At 70.0% G+C, this 19,041-nt stretch carries 20 protein-coding genes; 5 read left to right on the top strand and 15 right to left on the bottom strand.

What is annotated here, in order from left to right; genetic code table 11:
* Window positions 1–2 precede the first annotated feature (2 nt).
* The 4 genes from C8E84_RS11075 to ku all read right to left on the bottom strand — a co-directional run bounded on the left by C8E84_RS11075 (window position 3) and on the right by ku (window position 3,331).
* Window positions 3–1,223, bottom strand: coding sequence for an ABC transporter substrate-binding protein (locus C8E84_RS11075; RefSeq protein ID WP_159902125.1), 1,221 nt, complete (start codon window positions 1,221–1,223; stop codon window positions 3–5).
* 125 nt (window positions 1,224–1,348) lie between these two features.
* Entirely contained in the window at window positions 1,349–2,176 is an 828-nt protein-coding gene (locus tag C8E84_RS11070; RefSeq protein WP_159902123.1) for an Fpg/Nei family DNA glycosylase, read from the bottom strand.
* The gene (locus C8E84_RS11065; RefSeq protein WP_159902121.1) at window positions 2,169–2,387 is read right to left on the bottom strand and encodes a helix-hairpin-helix domain-containing protein; all 219 of its coding nucleotides are present in this window, start codon (window positions 2,385–2,387) and stop codon (window positions 2,169–2,171) included. The genes C8E84_RS11070 and C8E84_RS11065 overlap by 8 nt, the downstream gene beginning before the upstream one ends.
* 2 nt (window positions 2,388–2,389) lie before the next feature.
* Entirely contained in the window at window positions 2,390–3,331 is a 942-nt protein-coding gene (gene ku, locus C8E84_RS11060; protein WP_159902119.1) for a non-homologous end joining protein Ku, read from the bottom strand.
* Window positions 3,332–3,465: 134 nt separating this feature from the next.
* Between ku and ligD (C8E84_RS11055) the strand changes: the two genes are divergently transcribed.
* Together ligD (C8E84_RS11055) and ligD (C8E84_RS11050) are read left to right on the top strand one after the other, a co-directional pair.
* On the top strand, window positions 3,466–4,455 hold the full coding sequence (gene ligD / locus C8E84_RS11055) for a non-homologous end-joining DNA ligase (RefSeq protein WP_484549347.1): 990 nt from the start codon (window positions 3,466–3,468) through the stop codon (window positions 4,453–4,455).
* On the top strand, window positions 4,448–5,332 hold the full coding sequence (gene ligD / locus C8E84_RS11050) for a non-homologous end-joining DNA ligase (RefSeq protein ID WP_159902117.1): 885 nt from the start codon (window positions 4,448–4,450) through the stop codon (window positions 5,330–5,332). The genes ligD (C8E84_RS11055) and ligD (C8E84_RS11050) overlap by 8 nt, the downstream gene beginning before the upstream one ends.
* A gap of 89 nt (window positions 5,333–5,421) precedes the next feature.
* Here ligD (C8E84_RS11050) and C8E84_RS11045 read toward each other — a convergent pair whose 3' ends face one another.
* From C8E84_RS11045 to lysS, 4 genes are all read right to left on the bottom strand, one after another.
* Window positions 5,422–6,024: a (2Fe-2S)-binding protein gene (locus C8E84_RS11045; protein ID WP_159902115.1), complete on the bottom strand. Its 603-nt coding sequence runs from the start codon at window positions 6,022–6,024 to the stop codon at window positions 5,422–5,424.
* Between the two features lie 56 nt (window positions 6,025–6,080).
* Complete coding sequence (locus tag C8E84_RS11040; protein ID WP_159902113.1) at window positions 6,081–6,416, bottom strand: histone-like nucleoid-structuring protein Lsr2; 336 nt, start codon at window positions 6,414–6,416, stop codon at window positions 6,081–6,083.
* Between the two features lie 135 nt (window positions 6,417–6,551).
* Window positions 6,552–6,800, bottom strand: coding sequence for a hypothetical protein (locus C8E84_RS17840; RefSeq protein WP_211675499.1), 249 nt, complete (start codon window positions 6,798–6,800; stop codon window positions 6,552–6,554).
* Window position 6,801: 1 nt separating this feature from the next.
* Window positions 6,802–8,253 carry a lysine--tRNA ligase gene (gene lysS, locus C8E84_RS11030; RefSeq protein ID WP_159904770.1) on the bottom strand — a complete coding sequence of 484 codons (1,452 nt, stop codon included), beginning with the start codon at window positions 8,251–8,253 and terminating at the stop codon, window positions 6,802–6,804.
* A gap of 108 nt (window positions 8,254–8,361) precedes the next feature.
* Between lysS and C8E84_RS11025 the strand changes: the two genes are divergently transcribed.
* Entirely contained in the window at window positions 8,362–9,120 is a 759-nt protein-coding gene (locus C8E84_RS11025; protein ID WP_159902111.1) for an AAA family ATPase, read from the top strand.
* A 134-nt stretch (window positions 9,121–9,254) separates the two neighbouring features.
* A complete protein-coding gene (locus C8E84_RS11020; protein WP_159902109.1) occupies window positions 9,255–10,760 on the top strand; it encodes a CoA-acylating methylmalonate-semialdehyde dehydrogenase in 1,506 nt (501 codons plus the stop codon).
* Window positions 10,761–10,821: 61 nt separating this feature from the next.
* Here the strand turns inward: C8E84_RS11020 and C8E84_RS11015 are convergent, their stop codons facing one another.
* From C8E84_RS11015 to C8E84_RS10995, 5 genes are all read right to left on the bottom strand, one after another.
* On the bottom strand, window positions 10,822–11,571 hold the full coding sequence (locus tag C8E84_RS11015; protein WP_246196900.1) for a sulfite exporter TauE/SafE family protein: 750 nt from the start codon (window positions 11,569–11,571) through the stop codon (window positions 10,822–10,824).
* Window positions 11,572–11,576: 5 nt separating this feature from the next.
* Window positions 11,577–11,984 carry a type II toxin-antitoxin system VapC family toxin gene (locus C8E84_RS11010; protein WP_159902107.1) on the bottom strand — a complete coding sequence of 136 codons (408 nt, stop codon included), beginning with the start codon at window positions 11,982–11,984 and terminating at the stop codon, window positions 11,577–11,579.
* Entirely contained in the window at window positions 11,977–12,267 is a 291-nt protein-coding gene (locus C8E84_RS17835; RefSeq protein WP_211675497.1) for a ribbon-helix-helix protein, CopG family, read from the bottom strand. The genes C8E84_RS11010 and C8E84_RS17835 overlap by 8 nt, the downstream gene beginning before the upstream one ends.
* A gap of 109 nt (window positions 12,268–12,376) precedes the next feature.
* Entirely contained in the window at window positions 12,377–13,696 is a 1,320-nt protein-coding gene (locus C8E84_RS11000; protein ID WP_159902105.1) for a fatty acid desaturase family protein, read from the bottom strand.
* A gap of 35 nt (window positions 13,697–13,731) precedes the next feature.
* Window positions 13,732–14,892 (bottom strand): ferredoxin reductase, encoded by a 1,161-nt coding sequence (locus C8E84_RS10995; protein ID WP_246196899.1) that lies wholly within the window; start codon window positions 14,890–14,892, stop codon window positions 13,732–13,734.
* Window positions 14,893–15,048: 156 nt separating this feature from the next.
* Here C8E84_RS10995 and C8E84_RS10990 point away from each other — a divergent pair, with 156 nt between their 5' ends.
* Window positions 15,049–16,308: an ATP-binding protein gene (locus tag C8E84_RS10990; RefSeq protein WP_159902103.1), complete on the top strand. Its 1,260-nt coding sequence runs from the start codon at window positions 15,049–15,051 to the stop codon at window positions 16,306–16,308.
* A 94-nt stretch (window positions 16,309–16,402) separates the two neighbouring features.
* Here the strand turns inward: C8E84_RS10990 and C8E84_RS10985 are convergent, their stop codons facing one another.
* Window positions 16,403–18,043: an ABC transporter ATP-binding protein gene (locus tag C8E84_RS10985; protein ID WP_159902101.1), complete on the bottom strand. Its 1,641-nt coding sequence runs from the start codon at window positions 18,041–18,043 to the stop codon at window positions 16,403–16,405.
* Window positions 18,043–19,041: an ABC transporter permease gene (locus C8E84_RS10980; RefSeq protein WP_159902099.1), complete on the bottom strand. Its 999-nt coding sequence runs from the start codon at window positions 19,039–19,041 to the stop codon at window positions 18,043–18,045. Before C8E84_RS10980 ends, C8E84_RS10985 begins: the two co-directional genes overlap by 1 nt.

The raw sequence follows: 19,041 nt of genomic DNA, 5'->3' as shown, positions 1-19,041 counted from the left end.
CGTCATCGCCGGCTCGCCGCGACCATTGCCGCGAACTCGTCACGGACCCGGAGCTCGTCATCGGCCGCAAAGGTGGGCAGCTGGTAGCAGCGGTCGAGGATGGAGGAGTCCGGGAAGATGAGGGGGCTCGCCGCAAGGTCGGGGTCGAGCCGTTCCATGGCCTCCTGGGCTCCCTGCACGGGGCAGATGTAGTTGACCCAGGCCGCCACGGTGGCGGCGACCTCAGGCTGGTAGTAGTAGTCGGCGAGGGCGGTGACGGTCGCGGCCTGCAACGACCCTGCCGGCACGACGAGGTTGTCCGACCAGATCACGAGGCCCTCCTCCGGGGGCACGAACTTCAGGTACGGGTTGTCGGCCTGCGCCTGCAGGATGTCGCCGGACCAGCCCAGGGACGCGACGAGCGCCCCCGAGTCCAGGGCCTCGAGGTAGTCGTTGCCGTAGAAGCCCGCGATCTGCCCGCGCTCCGTCGCGTCACGCAACAAGGCCGTGGCCGCGCTGACGTCGTCCGGCGTCGCGGTGGCGAGGTCGTTGCCCTGGGAACGCAGCGTCAGCCCGATGCTGTCGTTGAAGTCCGTGAAGAAGCCGACCTTTCCCTTGAGGTCAGGCCTGGTGAACAGCTCCTCCACGCTGCCGATGGCCCGGCCGACGCGGCGGGCGTCGTACGTGATGCCGGTCAGGCCGGCCTGCCAGGGAAGGGAGAGCCGCTGCTGCGGGTCCCAGTCGGGCGCGGCCAGGGCGGGAATCAGGTTCTTGGCGTTCGGGACGGGACCGAAGGGCTGGAGCTGGCCGCTGCGGGCCAGTCGGGCCGTCATCCAGGTGGTGAGGGTGAGGATGTCCGCGCCCACGGGACGCTTGGCCGCCAGGTCGTCGGCGATGGTCGCGACGTACTCCTCGTTGTCCTCGATGACCTCCTCGTAGGTCACCGGGATCCCGGTCTCGGCGGTGAAGCGGTCGAGCGAGGGGCGCTGCGAGCCGCTGTCATCGACGTCGATGTACTCGGGCCAGGTGGCCCAAACCAGTCTGCGCTGGGCCGAGGGCAGCGGGGTCGGCGTGGGCAGTGCCGTGGGGGTCGCCGAGGGTGATGGATCACCGGAACCGCCGTCGGTGCACGCTGCGAGCAGCGCACCGCCCAGGCCGGTGAGCGCGGCACGTCGAGTGGGGCCGCCCAGCCGGGAAGCGTGCCCCGCCAGAGCGCCACCTGCCGCTGCATCCCGGTTCGGCACGCGGTCAGTGTGTCGCAGGGGGCCCGGCAGAGGCAAGGCCTGCCCTGGGCGCCGGCTTGCTGCCGCGCGTGCATCCCGGATTGCCGCAGGGCTGGACGTCAGCTGCGCGGCCCGGCGGTCATCGCTCAGCGGCGACGCTGGCAGAGACCGCACCAGAAGAGGTTGCGGCCGGCGACCACGCGCGTACGCACCTTCGACCCACAGGCGGGGCACGGCATCCCCGCGCGCCTGTAGACCGACGACGAGCGTTCGGTGAGGTGCGGCACCCCGCCGCGACCGAGCGCCGCCTCGACCTCGAGCACCTGCTCCTCGACGGTGACGATGCGGCCGGTCGCGACGCCGAGGGGCAGGAGGCGCTCGAGGTCGTCCCAGATGAGGCGCCAGGACGCTCGGCGCAGCAGGCGGCCCTCCGTGAACGGCGACAGGCGGTGCCGGAAGAGCACCTCCGAGCGGTACACGTTGCCGATGCCGGCAAGCACCGCCTGGTCCATGAGGAGCTCACCAATGGGGCGCGACGAGCGGCTGATCCGGGCCCAGGCGGCGTCCGGGTCGGAGTCGGGGCGCAGCGGATCCGGGCCCAAGCGAGCCAGCACGCCGTCAATCTTCTCGGGCGTGGCCACCTCGCACAGCGTCGGCCCGCGAAGGTCGGCGATGTGCTGGTCGGTGCGCAGCCGCAGCCGCACCTGACCGACCGCCGGCACCTCCGCGGTCCACTCGTGGCTGTCGACGGTGAACGAGCCGATGAGGCCCAGGTGCACGTGCAGCCAGCGGTCGTCGGCGAACTCGACGAACAGGTGCTTGCCGCGCGACGTCGCCCGCAGCAGGTCGTGACCGTTCAGCAGGGCCGCCCCCTCGGCGAACTTGCCCTGGGGGCTCGTCACCTCGGGGGTGGTGCCCGCGAAGGCCTCGTGCAGGTCGCGGGCGAGGGCGAACAGCGTGTGGCCCTCAGGCATGCGGCCTCAGTTCCCGGACGATGCGCAGGGCCCTGGGCCCGAAGCCGTGCAACGCCAGGAGGTCGCGGTCCGCGGTGGCGGCCACGGCATCCCACGTCGTCAACCCGGCGCTCGCCAGCGCGCGGCGGGCCGGCGCCCCGATGGCGTGCACCTCGTGGGGCGGCTCCGAGGGTTCCGGTGTCGAGGTCGGCTGGGGGTGCTCGCCGGTCACGGTCAGCTGGCCTTCTTCGGTGCGGCCTTCTTCGCCGCCGTCTTCCTGGCAGGAGCCTTCCCGGCTGCGGTCTTCTTGGCGGCCGCCGTCTCCTCGGCGGCCGCCGTCTTGGTGGCCTTCTTCTTCTCGGCCGGGGCCTTGGCCGGGGCCGGCTCGGGAGCCTCACCCCGCGCGGCCTTGGCCTTCTCGACCGAGCGCGCCAGCGCCGCCAGCAGGTCGACGACCTCGCCGCTCTCCTCCGGCTCGGCCGCGCTGACGCGCACCTCGCCGCCCTCGACCTTGGCGCGCACGAGTTCCTTGACGGCGATCGCGTAGTCGTCCTCGTAGTCGTCGGGGTCGTAGTCGCCCGCGAGCTGGTCGATGAGCATCTTGGCCATCGCCATCTCCTGCTCGGTGGCGTGCTGGTCGTCGGTCACCGTCGCGAAGTCGGCGGCGCGCACCTCGTCGGGCCAGAGCATCGTCTGCATGACGATGACGCCGTCACGCACCCGCAGCACCGCCATCGTCATCCGGGTGCGGATGGAGACGGTGCAGATGGCCATCCGCTTCTCGGACTCCAGGGCGTCGCGGAGCAGGACGTAGGGCTTGGTGGCGGCCTTGTCGGGCTCGAGGTAGTACGACTTGTCGAGCCACATCGGGTCGATCTGGTCGGCCGGGACGAACTTCGTCACCCCGATCTCCTTGGACGTGCGGCTCGGCAGGTCGGCGAAGTCCTCGTCGGTGAGCACGACCATGTCGCCGTCCTCGGTCTCGTAGCCCTTGGCGATGTCGTCGTACGACACCTCCTCGCCGTCGATCGAGCAGGTGCGCTTGTACTTGATCCGCCCGCCGTCCTCGCGGTGCACCTGACGGAACTGCACGTCGTGGTTCTCGGTCGCGGAGTACAGCCGCACCGGCACGTTGACCAGGCCGAAGGAGACCGCGCCCTTCCAGATCGCCCTCATGGTCGCCACCTCTCCCGGATGCCGTCCGCGGCGTCTCGCGGTCAGCGCAGACTCCCAGCGTATGCCCAGCCGTGAGTGCGGAAGTGGTCGCTGGGGCCGCCACTTCCGCACTCATCGCGGGCAGGATGGTGCCCGTGGTTACCCCGTCCTCTTCCCACGAGCCGTCCTCGGCGCGCGCGCCGCTGCGGCCGATGCTCGCGACGGCGGCCGACCGGGTGCCGACGGGTGCCGACTGGGTGCACGAGGTCAAGTGGGACGGGATGCGGGTGCTCGTCGACGTGCGCGGCGGCGAAGTGCGCGTGTGGTCGCGCAACGAGCGGGACGTCACGGCCTCCTACCCCGAGCTCGCCGGCCTCGGGGAGGCCTACGACGACATGCTCCTCGATGCCGAGGTCGTCGCCCTCGACGGCGGCCGGCCCAGCTTCCACGCCCTGACCGAGCGCATGCACGTCTCGGACCGTCGCAAGGCGGTGCGGCTGGCGGCCACCCGCCCGGTGACGCTCATGGTCTTCGACCTGCTGCGGCTGTTCGGGGCCGACCTCACCGACCAGCCGTGGTCGGCGCGGCGGGGACTGCTCGAACGGCTGGACCTCACCGGCCCCACCTGGCAGGTGCCCGCGGTGCACGACGACGGAGAGCACCTGCTGGCCGCCACGGCCGAGCAGGGCCTCGAGGGCATCGTCAGCAAGCGCCGATCGGCCACCTACGCCGCCGGGCGCCGCTCGTCCGACTGGCGCAAGAGCGCCCACAAGGTCACCCACTCGGTCGTCGTCGGTGGTTGGCGCCCGGAGGTCGGGTCGGCGGGACGGCTCGGGGCCGTCCTCGTGGGCCTGCCTGACGGTGCCGGTGGCTGGCGGTACGCCGGCCGGGTCGGCTCGGGTCTGGCCGGAACGGCCGGGCAGGCGCTCGCAATGCGCCTGCGCCCGCTGAGCCGCGACGACTCGCCCTTCGACGACGACGTGCCCTCGATCGACGCCGTCGGCACGACGTGGGTGCAGCCTCGGGTCGTCATCGAGGTGCGTGCGCTGGAACTGACGGGGCAACACCGACTGCGGCAACCGGCATACCTCGGGGTGCGCACCGACCTCGTGCCCGCCGACCTCGAGGAGGTCGAGGATGCCTGATTTCGTGCCCGAGGTCACTCGGGTCGAGGTGGCTGGTCGCCGGCTCCGCCTCACCAGCCTCGACAAGGTCATGTACCCCTCGACCGAGACGACCAAGGGGGAGGTGCTCAGCTACTACGCGCAGGTGGCGCCGTTGATGCTGCCGCACCTTGCGCGGCGCCCGGTGACGAGGGTGCGCTACCCGCACGGCGTTCAGGACCAGATGTTCTTCTTCGAGAAGAACCTGCCCTCGGGCGCGCCGAGCTGGCTGCCCCGGATGCCGGTCGACGACGTCGTCTACCCCCTGATCGGCGACCTCGCAGACCTCACGTACCTGGTCAATCTCAACTCGCTCGAGCTGCACGTGCCGCAGTGGACCCTCACCGACGAGGGTGAGCGCGGCAACCCCGACCGCCTCGTCATCGACCTCGATCCGGGCAAGCCTGCCGGGCTGCACGAGTGCGCCCAGGTGGCCCTGCTCGTGCGCGAGCGGCTGGCCGCGCTCGGGCTCGAGCTGTACCCGGTCACCTCGGGCAGCAAGGGGATGCAGCTCTACGCGGCCCTCGGGGGTGACCTCACGAGCGACCAGGTGCGCGACCTCGTCATGCATCTCGCGCAGGAGCTGACGAAGAAGCACCCTGACCTCATCCTGTGGAAGATGAACACGTCGCTGCGGCCCGGCAAGGTCTTCCTCGACTGGAGCCAGAACGTGGCGGCCAAGACCACCATCAGCCCCTACTCCTTGCGGGGGCGGGAACTGCCCTGCGTCGCGGCGCCGCGCACGTGGGACGAGGTCGAACGCGGTGCGGTCGAGGCGGGGTCGCTTCGGCAGCTGATGTTCGACGAGGTGCTCGAGCGGGTCGCCCGCGACGCAGACCTGCTCGCCGACCTCCCCTGACCCCTTGCGTCCGGCACCTTGGTCGTCCAGACCACCAACATGCCGGACGTCCCGTCGGGGCTGCTCCTTGCGTCCGGCAGGTTGGCTGCTCAGGGCACCAGGGTGCCGGACGTTGCGGAGGGGCGCAGGCGGGGGCACCCGGCGCACTCGACACAGCCCGGCAGGGCATAGAGCAGGCAGCACGAGGCCCGAGGCGTGGCGCCGGGGCGCAGCAACCCCGCGGCCGACGAGGCCTCGCGCCGGGCGGCGTTCCACATGTCGTCGACCATCATCGACCGGGTGTGTGGGCCGAGGCGCACGAGCGACTCGTATGCCGTCGCGAGCGGTTGCGCGACCGCGCGGTAGTCGCGCTCGGCCCGGGTGAGCCGCTCCTCGAGCGACCCCTCGTCGGCGACGAGGCCGGTCAGCCGCACCTCTCGCGGCACGGTGGCGGGATCGAGCGCGAAGGACAGGTGCGTCAGGTCGGCACGCCACGGGCCGCTCGCGGCGGCGTGGGCACCCGTGTGGGCCGGAACCTGCAGCAGCCACTGCAGGACGAACGCCGCAGCGACCTGCGGTGGCGCGTCGGTGGCATACCAGCGGCTCTGGAGCGAGCGCAGCGCGCGTTGCCACGCCACGGCATCCGTCATGAGGGTGTGGGCGAGCGGCGGTCCGCCCGCGGTGAACGTCAGCCACGCGTGGCGGCGTGACATGCGTGCAGCGGCACCCGTCGGGTCGACGGATGCCGCTGCGGTGCTCGGGTCGAGGCTCAGGCGTGCGCCTTGTCGTAGGCGGCCTGGATCTCGGCGGAGATGCGACCGCGGTCGTTGACAGTGTGGCCGTTGTCGCGGGCCCACGCCCGGATGGCGCCGACGTCCTTGCGGCCGGAGGTCTTGCCGGCGGTGGAGCGGCCGGTCGAACGACGGCCACCCGTGCGCTCGGCGTGGCCGATCCACACGGCGAGGTCGTCGCGCAGCTTTGCGGCGTTGTCCGAGGTGAGGTCGATCTCGTAGCTCACACCGTCGAGTGAGAACGAGACGGTCTCGTCAGCAGGGGAGCTCTTGTCGAGGTCGTCGACGAGGAGCACCTGGACCTTCTTAGCCATGGTTTTCCCTTCAGGTCGTTGCGGATATCATCCGCGGCACGTAGCAACATGCCGCGGTCAATTTAGCAGCACATTCTGAGAAGTGGGAATTGCCCTGTGGACAACATTCCTCGGGCAATTGAATGCGTCCAGTAATCAGGGGGCGTCGTCGCCCGACGTCGACGGGGTGTCGGGCGTCATTCCCGGGGCCTTCGGTGGGGGTACGGAATCCGAAGGTGACCGTGCACCGCTACGCCCCGCACGGTCCATTTCGGCTTCGAAGCGGTTCTGTGCGAGACGCTCCCGACGATCGCCCTCGAGCATGCTCTTGATCAGGAAGTAGAACATCGTGGCGACGACAATCGTCGGCACGATTCCGGCGACATAAGGCCAGATCGAGGACATGTCAGGCCTCCGGCTTGAGGTGCGGAAAGAGAATGGTCTCGCGAATGGTGGACCCGGTGAAGAGCATGATGAGGCGGTCGACGCCCAAGCCCAGACCCCCCATGGGTGGTGCTCCGTACTCGAGGGCTCGCAGGAAGTCCTCGTCGATCTGCATCGCCTCGGGGTCGCCCCCGGCGGCGAGCAGCGACTGGCTGGTGAGCACCTCGCGCTGGATGACGGGGTCGACGAGCTCGGAGAAGCCGGTGCCGCGCTCGACGCCGGCGATGATGAGGTCCCAGGCCTCGATCAGGCCTTCCTTCTCGCGGTGCGGGCGGGCCAGGGGCTGGGCGATCGCCGGGTAGTCGCACAGGAAGGTCGGCTGGAGCAGGCCGGGCTCGACGAGCTCGCCGAGCAGTTCGAGGAACACCTTGTCCTTGGCCAGCCCCGGGTCGACCTCCACCCCGTGGGTCGCCGCGTACCCGAGCAGGGTCTCCTTGGGGGTGTCGATCGTGACGGTCTCGCCGACGACCTCGCTGACGGCGTCATAGACGGGCAGCCAGCGCCACTCGCCGTCGAGGTCGATCTCCCCGGCAGGGGTCTGCACGACGCGCGACCCCAGGGCGTCGGCGACGCCGAGGTAGAGGTCGCGCATGAGGGCGCCGATCGAGGTCTGGTCACCCCACGCCTGGTACGCCTCGAGCATCGTGAACTCGGGCGAGTGGGTGGCGTCGACGCCTTCGTTGCGGAAGATGCGCCCCATCTCGTAGACCCGGTCGACCCCGCCGACCACGGCCTTCTTGAGGTTCAGCTCCAGGGCGATGCGCAGCACCATCTCCTGGTCGAAGGCGTTGAGGTGGGTGCGGAAGGGGCGCGCAGCGGCGCCGCCGTGGATCAGCTGGAGCACGGGGGTCTCGACCTCGACGTAGCCTTGGTCGTCGAGCACGCCGCGGATCGCCCGCAGGGCCGCAGCCTTGGTGCGCACCATGTCGCGGGCCTCCTGGCGCACGACGAGGTCGGCGTAGCGCTGGCGGACCCGGCTCTCCTCGGACAGCTCCTTGTGCAGCACCGGAAGCGGGCGAAGGGCCTTGCTCGCCATCTCCCAGTGGCTGGCCATCACCGACAGCTCGCCGCGCCGGGAGCTGATGACCCGACCCTCGACGAACACGTGGTCGCCGAGGTCGACGTGCGCCTTCCAGTCGGCCAGGGCCTCTTCGCCGACCTCGGCCAGGCTCAGCATGACCTGCAGGCGCGTGCCGACCCCCTCTTGGAGCGTCGCGAAGGCGAGCTTGCCGGTGTTGCGGATGAAGACCACGCGGCCGGCGACGCCGACGACGTCCTGGGTCTCCTCGCCCTGCTCGAGGTGGCCCCACTGCTCGCGGACCTCGGCCAGCGAGTGCGTGCGCGGCACGGCGACGGGGTGCGCGTGCCTGCCGGTGGCGAGCAGACGGTCGCGCTTGTCGCGGCGGACCCGCATCTGCTCGGGCAGGCCGATCTCGGGGAGGGCGGGGGTCGGGCTCTCGGTCACGATCCACAAGCCTACGGGCCGGGACGGGGTGTGGGTGGTGGGGGTTAGCGTGGCCGGATGCCGTCCGCTCGCCGCCCGTGGACCGAAGGCCTTCCAGCGCGCCGCCTCGAGCGAGCGCGCCATGCCGAGCTGCCGGCATCCGACGTCTGGCCCGTGACGATCCCCGCGGTGGCGCAGGTCCTGGCCCACGGCATCGACCTGGCCGCCTGCACGGTGCTCGTCGGGGAGAACGGCTCGGGCAAGTCGACACTCGTCGAGGCGCTCGCGATGGCGGCGGGCATGAACGCCGAGGGCGGCTCGACCGGGGCCACCCACCGCACCCACGCCAGCGAGTCGCCGCTGCACGAGTGGGTCACGGTTGTACGCGACCCGGGGGCGCCGCGGTGGGGCTACTTCGTGCGGGCCGAGACGATGCACGGGCTGTTCACCTGGCTCGACACCAACCCCGGACCGACCGACCCCGCCTTCCACACGCTCTCGCACGGTGAGTCGTTCGTGGCCCTGCTCGGCACGAGGCGGTTTCGGGGCGAGGGGTTGTTCGTGCTCGACGAGCCGGAGGCAGGGCTGTCGTTCCAGGCGCAGCTGCACCTCGTGGCCGAGCTCGCCGAGATGGCTCGTCGCCCGCGCACCCAGGTCGTGCTGGCCACCCACTCGCCGGTGCTGGCCGCCATCCCGGGCGCGAGCGTGCTGGAACTGGGGGAGCACGGCATCCGGTCGACGACGTGGGACGAGCTCGACGTCGTCACGCACCACCGCAGCTTCCTCGCCGAGCCGCGTCGGTACCTGCGGCACGTCATCGACGACCTCGACGACTGACAGGCCACAGCGAGGGCTGCCGGCCCGAGCTGCTGATCCCACCGCGACGACCGGCATCCTCCGGTGCATTCCGTCAGCGGGTGCGGCTCTGACACACTGAATTCACTCCACTGGCATGACAAGGACCGATACCCGTGAGCACGACCCCCACCCGCATCACCCACCTCATCGGCGGCACTTCCTGGCAGGGCAGCCCCGCGCGCACCAGCCCGGTGTTCAACCCCGCCACCGGCGAGCAGACCGGCGTGCTCGACCTCGCCTCCTGCGAGCTCGTGGGCGAGGTCGTCCGCTCCGCGAAGGCCGCATGGGAGTCGTCGTGGCAGCGGGCCTCGCTGACCCAGCGCACCCAGGTGCTCTTCCGCTTCCGCGAGCTGCTCAACGAGCGCAAGGCCGAGATCGCCGAGCTCATCACCGCCGAGCACGGCAAGGTCGTCTCCGACGCGATCGGTGAGGTCACCCGCGGGCTCGAGGTCGCCGAGTTCGCCTGCGGCATCCCGCACCTGCTCAAGGGCGGCTTCTCCGAGAACGTCTCGACCAAGGTGGACGTCTACTCGATCCGTCAGAGCCTGGGTGTCGTCGCCGTCATCAGCCCGTTCAACTTCCCGGCGATGGTGCCGCTGTGGTTCGTCCCCGTGGCGATCGCCTGCGGCAACGCGGTCGTCATCAAGCCGAGCGAGAAGGACCCGTCGGCGGTCAACGCGGTGGCGGCGCTGTGGAAGGAGGCCGGCCTGCCCGACGGCATCCTCAACGTCGTGCACGGTGACAAGGAGGCCGTCGACGCGCTCTTGACCCACCCTGACGTCAAGGCCATCTCGTTCGTCGGGTCCACCCCGATCGCGAAGTACGTCTACGAGACCGGCACGGCGCACGGCAAGCGTGTCCAGGCCCTCGGCGGGGCGAAGAACCACATGCTCGTGCTGCCCGACGCCGACCTCGACCTCGCGGCCGACGCCGCCGTCAACGCCGGCTTCGGCTCGGCCGGTGAGCGCTGCATGGCGATCTCGGCCCTGCTCGCTGTCGAGCCCATCGCCGACGACCTCGTCGCCAAGATCACCGACCGCATGGGCAAGCTCGTCACCGGTGACGGCACCCGCGGCTGCGACATGGGCCCGCTGGTCACGGCGCAGCACCGCGACAAGGTGACGTCCTACCTCGACGCCGGCACGCAGGCTGGGGCCACCCTGGTCGTCGACGGTCGCGACGGTGACGTCGACGCCGACGGTGAGGGCTACTTCCTCAAGCCGACCCTGTTCGACCACGTCACCACGGACATGTCGATCTACCAGGACGAGATCTTCGGCCCGGTGCTGTCCGTGGTGCGCGTTGCGAGCTACGACGAGGGGTTGAAACTCATCAACGACAACCCCTACGGCAACGGCACGGCGATCTTCACCAACGACGGTGGCGCCGCGCGGCGCTTCCAGAACGAGGTGGAGGTCGGCATGGTCGGGGTCAACGTGCCGATCCCCGTGCCGATGGCGTACTACTCCTTCGGTGGGTGGAAGAACTCGCTGTTCGGCGACAGCCACGCGCACGGCATGGAGGGGGTCAACTTCTTCACCCGCGGCAAGGTCGTGACCTCGCGCTGGCTCGACCCGAGCCACGGCGGCATCGAGCTCGGCTTCCCGCAGAACACCTGATCCCGACTTCGTGCACGGCACCCACCCGGCTCAGGGTGGCTGCCGTGCAGGAAGTGCCTGCTCAGGTGAGCAGCAGGGCTGCTGCCGCCAGGGCGGAGGCGAGCAGTACCGCGACGTCGAAGCCGCGCTGGCTGATCCGCCTGACCGTCGCGTAGCCGAGGAGCCCGCCGAGCAGGACGAACGGCGCGAGCGCGAGGGCGCGCACGGCATCCACGGGGTGCAACAACCCGAGCCCGATCGAGAACGGCACCTTCGTGAGGTTGACGATGAGGAAGAACCACGCGCTCGTGCCGACGAAGCGGCGCTTGTCGATGCCCGCGGCCGACAGGTACAGGGTCATCACCGGGCCGGCGGCGTTCGCGGTCATCGTCGTGAAGCCCATCGCCGAGCCCGCGGCGATCGCCGCTCCCGGATGCCGGTGCGTCGTCGGGGGTGTGTCGCGGGCGCGCCACTTCACCCACAGCTGCAGGCCGAGGAGCACGAGCAGGACGGCTCCGATCCAGCGGCGCAGGGTGTCGTCGCTGACCACCCGCAGGAAGAGGGTGCCGAGCAGCAGGCCGGGGATGACGGCGGGCAGCAGGCGGCGGATGAGGCCCCAGTCGGGGTCGCGGCGGTAGTGCCAGCAGGCGATGACGTCGCCGACGATCAGGATCATGAGGATCGCCGCGGTCGACTCCCGGGCCGGGAGCACGGTCGCGAAGATGGCGACGGCCACGACACCGAGCCCACCGAGGGCGGTCTTGGAGTACCCGATGATCGCCGCGGCGAGAGCCATGAGGGCCAGGGCGCCCGTGCTGGAGGCCAGTTCCACGCCGGTCAGGTGTCGCGGGGGTCGATGCGGCGAAGGCCCGGGATGCCGTCGAAGTCCGAGTCGGTGGTCACGATGGCGTCGAACCCCGCGCGGATGGCGGTCGCGGCGTGGACGGCATCTCGGCCACGAACGGTCGAGGTGGCCACGAGGGAGATCGCCGTCTGCAGGACGCCTTCGTCGAACCGATGCAGGACGACCATCTCCTGAACGTCGCGGGCCTCCGCGACCGCGGTCGCACGATCCACCATGCGCATGCGATGGAAGAGGACCTCCTGAACCCCCTCGACACTCATGTGCAACGTCGAGCCCGAGGCGGCCTGGGCCTCGAGGAAGGACCGGCACGCGTGCTGTGCCGTGCTGGGTTCGCCAGCGGCGAGCAGGATGATCGTGGCGTCAAGGAAGTGGTCAGCCACGCAAGATCGCATCCATGTGATCGATCTCGTCCTGCTCGTACTCGGCCTTCAGCTGTGCTGCGCTCGGTGTTGGCCCCAGACCGGCCTCCACCGGCGTCGCCGTGCGGTCGAGCCATCGCTTCAGGGCAGCGGCCCGCTTGGTCGCCTCATCGGGGTGCTGACGGTCGATGGCCTCACGGATCACCGCGTTGACGCTTCGGCCGCTTTCCTTGGCCACCTCCGCCAGGCGGGCATGCTGCTCCTGCGTGAGGAGCAGCTGAAGTCGGCGTTCCAGGGTGGACATGCACACACCATACACATGTGCACCGACAGGCAAACGGATGCCGTGGTGAGCCGACAGTGTCGGCTCACCACGGCATCCGGGAGTGGTGGGGTGGTGGACGGCCAGCCGATCAGAAGCGGCCGAGCGACTTCTTCTTCCAGGCCTTCTTCAGCGACAGGCGCACGATGTCGCGGCGGCGACGCCCCTCGACCTTGTTCGGCAGCGAGAGCTCGACGACCTTCCAGTACACCGATGCCGCCTGCTTGGGCAGCGAGCCGGTGACGTACGGCAGGTCGTGACGCTCCATGAGGTCGCGGATCTGCGGGGCGATCTCGGCGTAGCGGTTGCTCGGCATGTCCGGGAAGAGGTGGTGCTCGATCTGGTGGCTGAGGTTGCCACTCATCACGTGCATGGCCTTGGAGCCGCTGATGTTGCCCGAGCCGAGCATCTGCCGCAGGTACCACTCGCCGCGGGTCTCGCCCTCGATGGTGGTCTTCTCGAAGGTCGCGATGCCGGGCGGGAAGTGGCCGCAGATGATGACGGTGTTGGTCCACACGTTGCGCACGAGGTTGGCGACGACGTTGGCCGTCAGGGTGTGCCGGGCCGAACCGGTGAACGTCGCGGCGGCCAGGGCCGGGTGCACGACGTAGTCCTTGGTGGCCTGGCGCTTGATCTTCGCGACGACCTCGGCGGCGTCGGCACGGAACTTCGCCTTCTCCTCCTCGCTCATCCGCTTGCGCTTCGCGAGGTAGCCACCGAGCTCGAGGTCGTAGGCCGCGATGGAGTACTCGAAGAGCAGCGCGTTGCCGACGTGCCAGATGGGCTGGAAGAGGAAGAACGGGCTCCACCGCTGGTCCTCGTCCACGCGCAGGATGCCGTAGCCGAGGTCGTTGTCGCGGCCGAGCACGTTGGTGAAGGTGTGGTGGATCTCGTTGTGGCTGTGCTTCCACTGGGTGCTCGGGGAGGCGTTGTCCCACTCCCACGCGGTCGAGTGGATCTTCGGGTCACGCATCCAGTCCCACTGGCCGTGCATGACGTTGTGGCCGATCTCCATGTTCTCGAGGATCTTGGCCACCGACAGGCCGGCGGTGCCGATCCACCAGGCCGGGCGGAAGCCCTTGACCTTGACGCCGGAGAACAGCAGCACGGCGCGGCTGCCCATCTCGAGGTAGCGCTGGGTCTTGATGACCGTGCGGATGTAGGCGGCGTCGCGCTCGCCGCGGCTGTCCATGACCTCCTTGCGCAGGGCGTCGAGCTCGACGCCGATGCCCTCGATCTGCTCGGGGGTGAGGTGCGCGGCCGGGTTCGGGCGGCCGGACTTCTTCAGCGCGGGGCGCTGGGGGCGCGGGGTCAGGCTGGTCACCGACAGTCGCGGGTTGATGCCGTTCGGCTTCGTCGACGCGTGGGCGGGGATGGTCTGCGGCGCGGTGCGCTCGGGGGCGAGAGTCATGTGGCGGTGTCTTCCGGGTGGTCAGGAGGTCAGGGTCAGAGGTCGAGGTCGCAGGCGCCGGCGACGGCGTTCACGCAGGTCTGCACGGGCAGTTCGTCGCCGGGTTCGACGACGGTGATGTCACCGGTGCGCAGGTCGCGGATCGCGCCCTCGCGCATGGTGACGACGCAGCCGAAGCAGATGCCCATGCGGCATCCGCTCGGCATGAGGACGCCGGCGGCCTCGCCGGCGTCGAGGATGGGGGTGCCACCGTCGGCCTCGACGGTGCGGCCACTGGCGGAGAAGGTGACCGTGCCACCCTCGCCGGGCTCGATGATGCTCGGGCGGAACCGCTCGGTGTGCAGGGCCTGCGCCAGTCCCGCGGCGGCCCAGTGGGCCTCGGCGGCGTCGAGCAGGCCGGTCGGCCCGCACAGCCACGTCTCACGCTCGCGCCAGTCGGGCACGAGGGTGTCCAGGCGCGCGAGGTCGAGCACGCCGTGCTCGTCGTCGAGGTTCAGGGTCAGGGCGAGGCGGCCGCTGTCGGCAAAGCCGTGCAGCTCGTCGGCGAAGATCACGTCGGATGCCGTGGGCGCGCAGTGCACGTGGGCGGCGTCGGCGATCTCACCCAGGTGGTTGCGCAACATCCCCATCACCGGGGTGATGCCGCTGCCGGCGGTGAGGAAGAGCACCTTCTCGGGCGCCGGGGTCGGCAGGCAGAAGTCGCCGGTGGCCTGGTCGAGCATGACCAGGGTGCCGGGGCGGGCCCTGCGCACGAGGTGGTTGGAGACGACGCCGTCGGGGATCGCCTTGGTCGTGATGGCGATGCATCCCGCGGGGATACCGGCCGCGGGGCTGCCGTCGGCACGATGGGTCAGGCTGTAGGCGCGCCACTGGCGCACCCCGTCGATGTCGATGCCGATCCGGATGTACTGCCCGGGAACGTGCCCGAGCCAGCCGCGACCGGGGCGGATGACGATCGTCACGGCATCCGAGGTCTCGGGGCGGACGTCGATGATCCGGCCGCGCAGGTCGGCCCCGGCGCGCAGCGGGTCGACGAGGTCGAGGTAGTCGCCGGGCACGAGCGGGGTGGCCAGGGCCTCGACGACGCGGCGCGCGCTGCGGACCACGCCGCCGATCGGGCCGGGAGCGTGGGCACCGAGGCGGGCACGCGGCATCCCGGCCTCACGGGAGGGTCGGTCGACGGTGGGGGCACTCATTACGCCAGCGTAACCTACGGAAACGTAACTTACGAATCCGTAACCACCGCGGGTGCGAACCGTGCCTGCTGAAGGTAGTGCCCGATGACGGTTAAAGGTAGTGTAGCGGTGCTGCTAGAGGTAGTGTAGACGGTGTTGAGCAGCAGAGGAGCAGATATGTCGCCTGAGGTCTACTCTCGTCGATCACTGGATGACGAACTCGACGAACTCCTGCCCCTTGCCTCGGCCATCGCGCTCGAGGGACCCAAGGGTGTCGGGAAGACACGAACGGCGCTGCGGCGATCGGATGCCGCCTGGTTCCTTGACGACGAATCTCACCGCGCTCTGGTGTCTGCCGACCCCACGTTCGCCGCCGCCCCACCGGGGACCGTGCTCATCGATGAGTGGCAGCGACTGCCGTCCGTCTGGGACTCGGTGCGTCGACGCGTCGACGAGGGGGCACCGGCAGGCCGATTCCTGCTGTCGGGGAGCGCGACTCCCGTCGGCGGCACCGTCGTTCACAGCGGGGCGGGCCGCATCCTGTCGCTCCGGATGAGGCCGATGGCGCTGTACGAGCGCCCCGGCGCCTCACCGAGCATCCGACTGCGACATCTCCTGGATGGCCGCCAAGGCCCGATCGGCGGAACGACGAGCACCAGCCTCGTGGACTACTTCGAGGCCATCGAGTCCACGGGTCTGCCTGGCCTCATGAGCGAACCCCCACGGCTGCGCAGACCACTGCTGCGCAGCTACGTGGACCAGATCCTGCTCAAGGATCTGCCGGAGCAAGGGCTGGCCGTGCGACGGCCAGAGACCCTGCGACGGTGGCTTGCTGCGTACGCGGCCGCCTCGTCGACGACCGCCGCCTACTCGCGGATCCTCGACAGCGCAACGGCGGGCGACGGCAGCCACCCGGCGAAGACGACGACGATCGCCTACCGCGATCACCTCACGCAGCTCTTCCTGCTCGATCCTGTACCGGGGTGGTCACCGAGCCGCAGTCCGCTGCGACGCCTCCAGCAGGCGCCGAAACACCAGCTGGCGGATCCTGGTCTCGCGGCCGCCATCCTGGGACTCACCGCGCAGCGCTTGCTCAGCCCACAAGGGGCGCATGTGGCCGGACCGCTGTTCGAGGCACTGGCGACCTTGTCCGTCAGGGTGGCTGCTCAGAGCGCCGAAGCCAGGGTGGGTCATCTCCGTACGGGCAACGGCGACCGAGAGGTGGACCTCATCGTGGAGGGGGAGGCGGGTCAGGTGCTGGGAATCGAGGTCAAGATGTCGGCCAGCGTCGGCGATGCCGATGTCAGGCACCTCAGGTGGCTACGTGAGCAACTCGGCAGCGACGTCGTCGACCTCGTCGTCCTCACGACGGGCACGCACGCCTACCGGCGACCCGACGGCATCGCGGTGATTCCGCTGGCGCTCCTTGGGGCGTGACTCTCCGCCGGTCCCGACCCTTGCGACGAGAAGCCGCCCGACCCGCCGTTTCGTGGCGTGTCGGGCGGCTTCTCGCAGGAGTGCGGAAGGTCGGTCAGTGGTCTCCGGCCATCAGGCGACCGATCTCGGTGCGGTCGGCGCCGCGCGCGGGCAGTTCGGCCACGACCTTGCCACCGTGAACGACCGCGATCCGGTCGGACAGCGACAGGATCTCGTCGAGCTCGGCCGAGACGAGCAGCACCGCGGCGCCGGCATCGCGGGCGTCGACGATGCGCCGGTGGATGAACTCGATCGATCCGACGTCGACCCCACGGGTGGGCTGGGCCGCCATGAGCAGGCGCGGCTTGAACGCCATCTCGCGGGCGACGACGACCTTCTGCTTGTTGCCACCCGAGAGTGACCCGGCGCTCTGCTGCACCCCGGACGAGCGGATGTCGAACTCGGTGCGCACCGCCTCCGCGTGCTCGCGGATGGCGTCGAACTGGCGCACTCCGCTCTTGGAGTACGGCGCCTGGTCGAACTCGTTGAGCACGAGGTTGTCCGCGATGGAGTACGAGGCGACGAGGCCGTGCTTCTCACGGTCCTCGGGGATGTGCCCGACCCCGGCGTGGTGCGTCTGGTGCGGGTTGGCCTTCGTGAGGTCGAGGTCGCCCAGGGTCATCTGCCCCGACACGACCTTGCGCATCCCGGCCAGGGCCTCGACGAGCTCGCGCTGGCCGTTGCCCTCGACGCCGGCCACCCCGACGATCTCCCCGGCGCGCACCGACAGCGTGAACCCGTTGACGGCACCCAGTTCACGGTCGTCGAGGACGTGCAGGTCGGTGATCGTGAGGACGGTGTCGGTCGGCGTGGCGTCGGCCTTGTCGATCGACAGCACGACCTCGCGGCCCACCATCATCGTCGCGAGCCCACGGGCGTCGGTGTCCTTGGTGGCGACCTCACCGACGACCGCGCCCTGGCGCAGCACGTAGACGCGGTCGGCCACCGCCAGCACCTCACGCAGCTTGTGCGTGATGAACACGATGGAGGTGCCGGAGGCCGCGAGCTCCTTCATCACCCCGAGCAGCTCGTCGGTCTCCTGCGGCGTGAGTACCGCCGTCGGCTCGTCGAGGATCAGCAGGTCGACGCTGCGCGAGAGCGCCTTGAGGATCTCGACGCGCTGCTGGGTGCCGACGGGCAGGTCCTCGACCTCGGCGTCGGGGTCGACCGGCAGGCCGTGCTTGGCCGACAGACTGCGCACCATCTCGCGGGCGCTGTCGAGGTCGAGCACGGCTCCACCTCGTGTCGGCTCGTGTCCGAGGATCATGTTCTCGGCCACCGTCATGACTGGCACGAGCTGGAAGTGTTGGTGCACCATGCCGATGCCGCGGGCGATGGCGTCGCGCGGGTCCTTGATGGGGGTCGAGTCGCCCTTGACCGTGACCGTCCCCGAGTCGGGGGTGATGAGGCCGAAGATCTGGTTGACCAGGGTGGACTTTCCGGCCCCGTTCTCACCGAGCAGGGCGACGATCTCGCCGCGCCGCACGTGCATCGTGATGTCGCGGTTGGCCCGCACCGAGCCGAAGCTCTTGGTCAGCCCGGCGAGGTCGAGCAGCACCTCTCCGACGTTGCCCTCCCCGAAACCCGACTTCTCCGGCGGGAGCTCGAGGACGGCATCCGACGTGGCGATGGCCTCGAGGTGCTCGGGCGCGGTGTCGGCGGGGACCGGTGTGGGGGTGTTCTCGGGGGTGCTCATCACTGGTCTCCCTTGACGTACGGCTGTCCGACGGCTCCCGGCGCTCGAACCCGCCCGGCGGCGATGGCCAGGACGACGATCGTCACGACGAAGGGCAGGGTGCCCGTGAGCTGCGGCGGGATGTCGATGCTGCCGCCGGCCTGCAGCTGCGAGGCCACGGCGTTGATGAAGCCGAAGAAGATCGCCATCGCCAGCGCCCGCAGCGGACGCCACGCGCCCATGATCATGATCGCCAGGGCGAGGAACCCTCGGCCGGCGACCATGCCGCGCTCGAAGGACGACGAGGCATCCATCGACAGGTAGACCCCGGCGCAGCCGGCGAGGGTGCCCGCCAGCGTGACGTTGATCAGGCGCAGCCGCTCGACGTTGATGCCGGCCGTGTCGGCGGCCGACGGGTACTCGCCGACGGCGCGCGTGCGCAGACCCCAGCGGGTGTGGAACAGCGCGACGTGCACACCGATTGCGGCGAGGATGGCGAGCGTGGCGAAGATGCTCGTGCCGGAGAAGAAGACCTCACCGATGAGCGGGATCTTCGACAACGGCCAGATGTCGAACTTCGGCATGAGGCCGGGCAGCAACTGGCCCGGCTGGTAGTAGAACGAGGTGATGCCGGTGGCGATGATGTTGAGCACGACACCGGCGATGATCTGGTCCATCCGCCACTTCACGGTGGTCCACGCGAGGAACCCGCCGAGGATCAGGCCGCTGCCGATGCCGGCGAGCACGCCCACGAGCAGCGAGCCGCTGTAGGCGGCGGCGAAGAACCCGGCGAAGGCCGCGACGAGCATCTGCCCCTCGATGCCGATGTTGACGACACCGGAGCGTTCACCGATGACGCCGACGAGGGCGGCGAGGACGAGCGGGATGGCGTAGCCCCAGGCCGAGACGTACATGCTCGGGGCGATGTCGTTCTTCAGGTAGTAGAAGGCGTACGCCGCGACGATGACGGCGACGGACACGATCACGGTCGTGCGGTTCTTGGCGATCCAGGCACCCAT

This window comes from Ornithinibacter aureus, assembly GCF_009858245.1.
Classification (GTDB): Bacteria; Actinomycetota; Actinomycetes; order Actinomycetales; family Dermatophilaceae; genus Fodinibacter; species Fodinibacter aureus.
This window is presented reverse-complemented; position numbering and strand designations above follow the sequence as displayed.

Excerpts from the sequence above, each read along its gene's own strand:
- C8E84_RS11070 (WP_159902123.1), bottom strand. The coding sequence starts at position 2,176 with ATGCCTGAGGGCCACACGCTGTTCGCCCTCGCCCGCGACCTGCACGAG.
- ku (WP_159902119.1), bottom strand. The coding sequence starts at position 3,331 with ATGAGGGCGATCTGGAAGGGCGCGGTCTCCTTCGGCCTGGTCAACGTG.
- ligD (WP_159902117.1), top strand. The coding sequence starts at position 4,448 with ATGCCTGATTTCGTGCCCGAGGTCACTCGGGTCGAGGTGGCTGGTCGC.
- C8E84_RS11045 (WP_159902115.1), bottom strand. The coding sequence starts at position 6,024 with ATGTCACGCCGCCACGCGTGGCTGACGTTCACCGCGGGCGGACCGCCG.
- C8E84_RS11040 (WP_159902113.1), bottom strand. The coding sequence starts at position 6,416 with ATGGCTAAGAAGGTCCAGGTGCTCCTCGTCGACGACCTCGACAAGAGC.
- C8E84_RS17840 (WP_211675499.1), bottom strand. The coding sequence starts at position 6,800 with ATGTCCTCGATCTGGCCTTATGTCGCCGGAATCGTGCCGACGATTGTC.
- lysS (WP_159904770.1), bottom strand. The coding sequence starts at position 8,253 with ATGCGGGTCCGCCGCGACAAGCGCGACCGTCTGCTCGCCACCGGCAGG.
- C8E84_RS11025 (WP_159902111.1), top strand. The coding sequence starts at position 8,362 with ATGCCGTCCGCTCGCCGCCCGTGGACCGAAGGCCTTCCAGCGCGCCGC.
- C8E84_RS17835 (WP_211675497.1), bottom strand. The coding sequence starts at position 12,267 with ATGTCCACCCTGGAACGCCGACTTCAGCTGCTCCTCACGCAGGAGCAG.
- C8E84_RS11000 (WP_159902105.1), bottom strand. The coding sequence starts at position 13,696 with ATGACTCTCGCCCCCGAGCGCACCGCGCCGCAGACCATCCCCGCCCAC.
- C8E84_RS10995 (WP_246196899.1), bottom strand. The coding sequence starts at position 14,892 with ATGAGTGCCCCCACCGTCGACCGACCCTCCCGTGAGGCCGGGATGCCG.
- C8E84_RS10990 (WP_159902103.1), top strand. The coding sequence starts at position 15,049 with ATGTCGCCTGAGGTCTACTCTCGTCGATCACTGGATGACGAACTCGAC.
- C8E84_RS10985 (WP_159902101.1), bottom strand. The coding sequence starts at position 18,043 with ATGAGCACCCCCGAGAACACCCCCACACCGGTCCCCGCCGACACCGCG.
- C8E84_RS10980 (WP_159902099.1), bottom strand. The coding sequence starts at position 19,041 with ATGGGTGCCTGGATCGCCAAGAACCGCACGACCGTGATCGTGTCCGTC.